This is a genomic window from Frateuria sp. (assembly GCF_013362045.1).
Lineage (GTDB): Bacteria > Pseudomonadota > Gammaproteobacteria > Xanthomonadales > Rhodanobacteraceae > Frateuria_A.
In genome coordinates, this window is sequence record NZ_JABFWW010000142.1 from 1 (window position 1) to 7,341 (window position 7,341).

General features: G+C 71.3%; 6 protein-coding genes. 2 read left to right on the forward strand and 4 right to left on the reverse strand.

What is annotated here, in order from left to right:
- Together HOQ08_RS06835 and HOQ08_RS06840 are read right to left on the reverse strand one after the other, a co-directional pair.
- Positions 1-1,856, reverse strand: a 1,856-nt coding sequence (locus tag HOQ08_RS06835; protein ID WP_291192637.1) for an FUSC family protein, incomplete at its 3' end; no start/stop codon positions are given.
- A gap of 10 nt (positions 1,857-1,866) precedes the next feature.
- Positions 1,867-2,364 (reverse strand): MarR family transcriptional regulator, encoded by a 498-nt coding sequence (locus tag HOQ08_RS06840; protein WP_291192639.1) that lies wholly within the window; start codon positions 2,362-2,364, stop codon positions 1,867-1,869.
- Between the two features lie 162 nt (positions 2,365-2,526).
- Here HOQ08_RS06840 and HOQ08_RS06845 point away from each other — a divergent pair, with 162 nt between their 5' ends.
- Positions 2,527-4,377 (forward strand): M1 family metallopeptidase, encoded by a 1,851-nt coding sequence (locus HOQ08_RS06845; protein WP_291192641.1) that lies wholly within the window; start codon positions 2,527-2,529, stop codon positions 4,375-4,377.
- Between the two features lie 13 nt (positions 4,378-4,390).
- The gene (locus HOQ08_RS06850) at positions 4,391-5,374 is read left to right on the forward strand and encodes an alpha/beta fold hydrolase (RefSeq protein ID WP_291192643.1); all 984 of its coding nucleotides are present in this window, start codon (positions 4,391-4,393) and stop codon (positions 5,372-5,374) included.
- A gap of 69 nt (positions 5,375-5,443) precedes the next feature.
- Here the strand turns inward: HOQ08_RS06850 and HOQ08_RS06855 are convergent, their stop codons facing one another.
- Together HOQ08_RS06855 and HOQ08_RS06860 are read right to left on the reverse strand one after the other, a co-directional pair.
- Positions 5,444-6,130 carry a helix-turn-helix transcriptional regulator gene (locus tag HOQ08_RS06855; protein WP_291192645.1) on the reverse strand — a complete coding sequence of 229 codons (687 nt, stop codon included), beginning with the start codon at positions 6,128-6,130 and terminating at the stop codon, positions 5,444-5,446.
- 125 nt (positions 6,131-6,255) lie between these two features.
- On the reverse strand, positions 6,256-7,341 hold a 1,086-nt coding region (locus HOQ08_RS06860; protein ID WP_291192647.1), incomplete at its 5' end, for an ATP-dependent helicase C-terminal domain-containing protein.

Consider the following 7,341-nt stretch of genomic DNA (forward strand, 5'->3'; position numbering starts at 1 on the left):
TCCTTGCCGGACAGGTCCTGGCGCAGCTCGATCACCGCGCGGCCGCTCTCCTGCACCGCCAGCGACCAGGCCAGCAGGTGGCGCGATTCCTCGCTGTCCGGCCGCGTCTGCACCACCACCTGCTGCAGCAGGTCGCGGCTGACGCTCTCGAAGCGCCACGCCAGGCCTTCCAGCGGCGCGCTGGCCGCCAGCGTGACCTGCTCGCGCAGCCGCCGCAGCTGGCGGCGGCGCTGCCACTGCGTGCCGGTGACGCCGGGCAGCACCATGAAGGCGACGCCCGAAAGCCCCAGCCCGGCGACCTGGGCGATGGCATCGTTGAGGAAGTGGGTGGGGTCGTAGACCATCGGATTCTTCAGCGCCAGGATGTAGACGAAGCCCAGCGTGTAGCCGCCGCCGACGCCCGGCAGCGTGTCGCGGGTGCTCAGGTACGGGCCGATCATCAGCAATCCGGCGGTGGCGCAGATCAGCATGGCGAAACCGTCGCTGCCCGGCAGCAGCACGAATACCGCGATGAAGCCCGCCGCCATGCCGGCGGCATAGCCGTACAGCGTGCGCGCGGCCGAGGCGACGGGGTTGGGCGAGGCGGCCAGCAGGCCGGCGAAGATCGTCGCCAGCAGCATCGCGCTGCCGCCGAAAGCCCAGCCGCTGGCAAGCCAGAACGCGGCGAGCACGAGCATGGTGAGGAAGGTCCGCAGCACCGCCACCGCCGCTCCGGCCAGGTCGTTGCCGCGGCGAAAGTGCACGCGCTCCACGCTGCCGCGCAGCTTGCCAGCGCGCAGCGAAGCCTCCACCGCGGTGAAGTCGGCCAGCTCGTCGGCGAAACGCAGCACCAGCACCGCGCCGGTGTCGAACTCCAGCCGCGACGCCGGCTCGTCGAACGACCCACGCAACGCGGCACCGTGCGCCGGCAGCGCGGCGACGCAGGCGCGCAGGCGGCGGGTCAGCACGGCCGGGTCGTGGCGCTGGGCCGGGGTCACCGACAGCGCCTCGCCGATCGGCCGGTACAGCGCGATCAGCGCCTGCGCCACCGCATCGCGGCCGCGCTGCTGCAGGCGGTTGATCAGGTGGTGCAACGACTGGAAGCTGGTCGCCGCGGCCATGTAGCGCTGGTTGAGCAGGCGCATGCGGGCGCTGCGCGAGCGCACTTCCGGGTCCTCGAAGATGACCGAGGCGCGCAGGTCCTCCAGGTGCACGGCGGCGCGCACGAACTCCAGGTGCGCCTGCTCCATCTTCGCGCGCGGCAGCACGCCGCCGGTGCTGTCGCGCACGAAGTCGATGAAGTGCGCGAACTGCGTGCGCGCGCTCTGGCGCAGCACCACGCGCAGGCGCTGCGGCAGCAGCAGGTCGCTGAACACGGCGGCGACCACGATGCCGAGCAGCACCTCGCTCACGCGCATCACCGCCGAGTCGAAGCTGTTGAGCGGGTTGCCCACCGCCGGCAGCGTGACGATCGCCGCGGTGTAGCCGGCCAGCACGAAGCCGTAGGCCATGAAGTTGCGGTACAGCGTGGCGCCGCCGGCGCACAGCGCCAGCCACAGCGACAGGGTGAGGAAGAACAGCTCGCGCTGCTGCGGGAACACCGCGATCACGGCCAGCCCGAACAGGCTGCCGGCGAGCGTGCCCAGCGCGCGGTAGAAGCTCTTGGCCAGCACCATGCCGCTGTGCGGGTGCATCACCACCGCCACGGTGATCATGCTGGTCGAGGGCTGTTCCAGGTTGAGCCACATCGCCAGCCACGCGGCCGCGTACATCGCCAGCAGCGACTTGGCGACGAACAGCCAGGCGCCCGCTTCCTCGGCGAGGAAAGCGCGCAGCCAGGGCCGGCCCGGCAGCTTTGCGGTGGTGGTGGCGGACATCCCGGAACCTTCAGCGGCGGCGGTCGAAGCCGTCGAGGAACTTCTTCAGCAGGCGCTCCAGCTCGGCCTGCTCGCGCGTGCTCATGCTCCGGGTCTGTTCCTTCAGCAAGTCGCTGATCGAGGGCAGCAGCGCCTCGATCAGGGCGAGCCCGGCGGGGGCCAGGGTCAGCACCAGCTTGCGGCGGTCGTCCTCGCTGGCGGCACGCTCGATCAGGCCCTTCTCGCACAGCTCGTTGGTAAGCCGCGTGATGTTGGCCGCCTTCTCGCCCGCGGCCTCGGCCAGCTCCGAGGGATGCAGGGCGTGGTCCTCGGTGCCGTAGAGCATCATCAGCAGGTTGTACTGCGCATGGTTGATGCCGAAGGCCTTGAGCGCGGCGTTGGCGTCGTCGTGCACGCGCCGGTTGAGGTGCTTGATCAGGCGCACCAGCACCGCCGGCCCGCGCGGGAACGCGGGATGGCGCCGGCGGGTGACGGCGAGGCGTTGTTCGGTGGGGAGGAAGCTGTTCACGGGGATGTTGCCTGCTTTGGCCATATTACATTTATGAATTAATTTGGGCAACCGTCCCGTCTTGCCGGAGCCGCGCGGGCGCCCCGAGGCAGGCCTTGTGTCACGGGTGCCCGCGCGCAGCCCGATGGCATACTCGACGCTTCGGTCCTGGAGAAAAGTCGCATGCGTGTGATCCCCGCCCTCGCCCTCGGCGCCTTCGTGCTGCCGCTGTCCGCCCTTGCCGCCGACCCGCATTCCTATGCGCAGCCGGACCAGGTGCGGGTGACCCACCTGGACCTGGACCTGGCGGTCGATTTCCCCCACAAGGCGCTGGAAGGCCGGGCCACCCTCACGCTGGACTGGAAGAATCCCAAGGCACCGGCACTGGTGCTGGACACGCGCGACCTGAAGATCGCCAGGGTCGAGGGGTTGGACGCCGCCGGGCGCGCCACCGCGCTGAAGTTCGCGCTGGCGCCGCGCGACAGGGAGCTGGGCAGCAAGCTCACCATCCAGGCGCCCGCGCATCCGGCCAGGGTGCGCATCGCCTACGCGACCGTGCCCGCGGCCTCCGGCCTGCAGTGGCTCACTCCCGCCCAGACGGCGGACAAGAAACTGCCCTTCATGTTCTCGCAGTCCGAATCGATCCACGCGCGCTCGTGGGTGCCGCTGCAGGATTCCCCCGCGATCCGCTTCACCTACACCGCGCACGTCACCGCGCCGAAGGACGTGCGCGTGGTGATGAGCGCGCTCAATGACGCCAGGCATCCGCTGGACGGCGATTTCCGCTTCGACCAGCCGCACCCGATCCCCTCCTACCTGCTGGCGATCGCCGCCGGCGACCTGGCGGTGAGGGAAACCGGCCCGCGCTCGGCGGTGTATGCGGAACCCTCGGTGGCCGGCAAGGCGGCGCACGAGTTCGAGGACACCGAGAAGCTGATCGAGGCCACCGAGAAGCTCTATGGTCCCTATGCCTGGGGCCGCTACGACATCCTGGTGCTGCCGCCCTCGTTCCCGTACGGCGGCATGGAAAACCCGAACATGACCTTCGCCACGCCGACCGTGCTGGTGGGCGACAAGAGCCTGGTCTCGCTGGTCTCGCACGAGCTGGCGCATTCGTGGTCGGGCAACCTGGTGACCGCCGCGAGCTGGCGCGACATCTGGCTCAACGAGGGCTTCACCACCTACGTGCAGGGCCGCATCACCGAGGCGGTCTACGGCAAAGCGCTGGCCGACGAGGAGGCGCTGCTGTCGGCGCGCGCGCTGCAGAAGTCGATTGGCGAGATGCCGGCCAACTCGCAGAAGCTCGCGCCCGACCCGCGCGGCGTGGGCGCCGATGATTCGCTCTCCGACGTCGCCTACGACAAGGGCTCCTGGTTCCTGCGCACGCTGGAGCAGCGTTTCGGCCGCGCGACATTCGACACCTGGCTCAAGGCCTATTTCCACCGCCACGCCTTCACGTCCATCACCACCGAGCAGATGCTCGCCGACATGAAGGCCAACCTGTTCGACGCTCACCCGGGCGCGATGGACTGGAACGAAGCCAAGGCGTGGGTGTACCGGAGCGGCATTCCCAAGGACGCGCCGCTGCCGACCTCCCTGCGCTTCGATGCCATCGACAAGGAACGCGCGGCCTTCCTCGCCGGCACGCTGGACGCCGGCCAGCTCGACGCCAGGAGCTGGAACACGCAGGAGTGGATGTATTTCCTCGACCGCCTGCCCGACGCGCCTGCGCTGTCTACGATGAAGCAGCTCGACGCCGCCTGGCACCTTACCGGCACGCCCAACGCCGAGATCGGCATGCGCTGGTACAGCCACGCCATCGCCGCCGGCGACACCGCCGTGTGGGACGCCGCGCGCGAGCACATGACGCGGATCGGCCGCATGTACCTCACCCTGCCGGTGTACAAGGCCTTCGCCGCCACCCCCGAAGGCCTGGCCTACGCCAAGGCCGCCTACGCCAACGCGAAGGACGGCTACCACCCGATGACCCAGGGCGCGATCGAGGCCATCCTCACCAAGGCGTCGAAGAAATAGCAGGACGCGGCCGATGAACCGAACTCCCGACACCCGGCCGTTGTGGAAGCGGGTGCTGCTCCGCCGCCTGCGGTTCTTCGGCGTGCTGGCGGCGCTGGTGATAGTGCTGCTGGGCGGCAGCTACCTGTTCGCGCCGCAGTGGCTGCTGCGTGCGCACCAGATGCGCCAGGCGATGGCCGCGCACGTGCAGGAGCACACGCTGCGCGCCGGCGACACCCGCTGGAGCTACTACGAAGGCGGCAGCGGCCCGACGCTGGTGCTGCTGCACGGCTTCGCCACCGACAAGACCATCTGGCTGCCGCTGGCCGGGCAGCTCACCGCGCACTTCCACGTGGTGATCCCCGACCTGCCGGGCTGGGGCGAGTCCTCGCGCAACACGGGCGAAAGCCACGGCGTGCAGGCGCAGGCACAGCGCCTGCAGGCCTTCCTGGCGGCGCTCGGGCTGCAGCGCGTCGTACTGGTGGGCCATTCGATGGGCGGCGCGATCGCCGGCGTGTACGCCGCCGACCACCCGGGCCAGGTGGCCGCGCTGGCGCTGCTGGATGCGTACGGGCTGAAAGCCACGCCGAACGACTTCGAACGCGCCGTGACGGCGGGCAAGGACCCGTTCGCCTACGACGACCGCGCCGGCTTCGAACGCTCGCTGCAGCTGGCCTTCGCCCATCCGCCTAAAGTGCCTGGGCGGATCGAGGACGTGTTCGTCGCGCGCAACCGCGCCGACCGCGCCTTCCTCGAACGCACCCTGGCCGAGCTGCGCAAGCCGGACGACTACCTCTCGCTGCAGCACGACCTGGGTCGGCTGAACATGCCGGTGCTGGGCCTGTGGTGTCGCGAGGACCGCGTGATCGACGCTTCCGCACTGGACAGCCTGCGCGACGGCCTCGCCCAGGCCGCCTCGATCAGCTCCAGCGTGCTCAGCGGCTGCAACCACATGCCGATGGTGGAGAAGCCCGAAGCCACCGCGCAGGTGCTCACCGGCTTCGTGCTGGGGCGCTGAAAGGCCGCCCGGGTCAGGGCGCGCCAGGCACCTGGCAAGCAACTGCCATCCGCCGCAATGCGGGCGGGCTCAGTCGGGCAGGCGCACGCCCAGCCCGGACAGCCGGCGCAACCCCTCCGCGCTGGGCTGCAGCGCCCGGTCCCGTGCAGCGTGGCGGAACCAGCCGGCATCCAGCATGGCGGCGGTGAGCGCCACGCCGAGCGGACCGCCGAGATGCAGGCGGCGCTCCGTCCAATCCAGGCAGCCACGGCCGCACAACCGGGGCAGGCGCGCGGTGGCCTCCGGATCCAGTCCCGCCTCGGCCAATGCCGCGGCGCCGGCCGGCTGCAGTATCAGGCCCTCGCTGGTCGTGGCCAGGTGGCCCCGATCGAGCAGCCCGGCACACAAGGCCACGCCGAGTTGCCCGGCGAGGTGGCGATAGCAGCTGCGCGCGCGCCGCAGGGCGATGTCGCGCGTGGCCGGCGCAAGCGGCTTGCGCGGCAGGGCGAGTGCTTCGAGCCAGCCGCCGACATCGTCGTTTGCCAGGCGGTAGTAGCGGTGGCGGCCCTGCACCTCTACCGCGAGCAGGCCACCCTCGAGCAGGCGCTTGAGGTGCGCGCTGGCGGTCGGCGCGCCCACGCCAGCGGCCCTGGCCAGTTCGCCGGCCGGGCGCGCGGTGCCATCGACCAGCGCAAGCAGCATGGCCGCGCGCGCCGGTTCGGCGAGCAGCGCGCCGAACTCGGCCAGCTGATGCGGAGTGAGCGAGGCCTGGGTCATGCGGGGAGTCTAGTGCCGGCGGGCGCGGGGAGGTTTCGCCGGCGGGCGAAGGATTGAGCTCTGTCGAGGTTGCCCCCACCCGCCCTGCGGGCACCTTCCCCGCCTTCGGGGGGAAGGATTGCGCACTACGTGCCGCGCGGCTTGGCGCGGTGCGTGGGTGTGGCCGACCAGGGATCGTCCGGCCAGGGATGGCGCGGATAGCGGCCCTTGAGCTCCTTCTTCACTTCCGGGTAGGTGCGCTCCCAGAAGCCCTTGAGGTCCTGCGTCACCTGGATCGGCCGCCCGGCCGGCGAGAGCAGGTGCAGGGTGACCGGCACGCGGCCGCCGGCGATGCGCGGCGTGTCGGCCAGGCCGAACAGCTCCTGCAGCTTCACTGCCAGCACCGGCGGCTCGCCGGGCGCGTAGTCGAGCTTGCGCGCCTGGCCGCTGGGCACGGTCAGACTGTCGGGTGCCTGCGCATCGAGCTGGCGGCGCTGCTCGTAGTCGAACAGCGCGGCGAGCGCCTGCGAGAGTTCGTCGCTGCCGAGCGCATCGAGCTTGCGCTTGCCGGCCAGGTACGGCGCCAGCCAGTGCTCCAGCGTGGACAGCAGCGCGGCATCGGACACGTCCGGCAGGCCGAGCTCGGGCATCCAGCCGGCCAGCGCCTGCATGCGCGCGCGCAGGCGGCGCGCCGCCTCGCTCCAGGGCAGGGCATCGATGCCGCGGCTGCGCACCGCGGCGAGCAGCGCGGGCAAGGCGTCCTCGGGATGCACCGGCACGCTGCGCCGCTCCAGCACGATGGCGCCGAAGCGCTGCTCCTCGAACGCCTCGACGGCGCCGCGCGCCTCGTTCCAGCCCAGCGTGCGCTCGCGACGGAAGTGCTGCGGGAAGTCCTGCTCCAGCCGGCGCGGATCGAACGGCGCAGCGGCCAGCACCAAGCTGTCGCGGGCCTCCAGCTTGAGGTCCAGCACCACCAGCCACGGCTCGCCGAGCAACGCGGTGGCCTCGTGCAGCATCGCGCCGCGGCCATTGGCCAGCGTGTAGCGGCGCGGGTTGGCGGCATCCTGGCGGGCGATGCGGTCGGGCCAGGCGTGCAGCAGCAGGTCGCCGACGGCGTGGCTGTCGGGCACGCCGCTGGCCGCGGTACGGACGTCCAGACGTCTGCGCCAGCCCTTGGCCGCCTGCTCGATGGCGGCCATGGCCCCGCCGTCGACGCCGGCACGCGCGGCCAT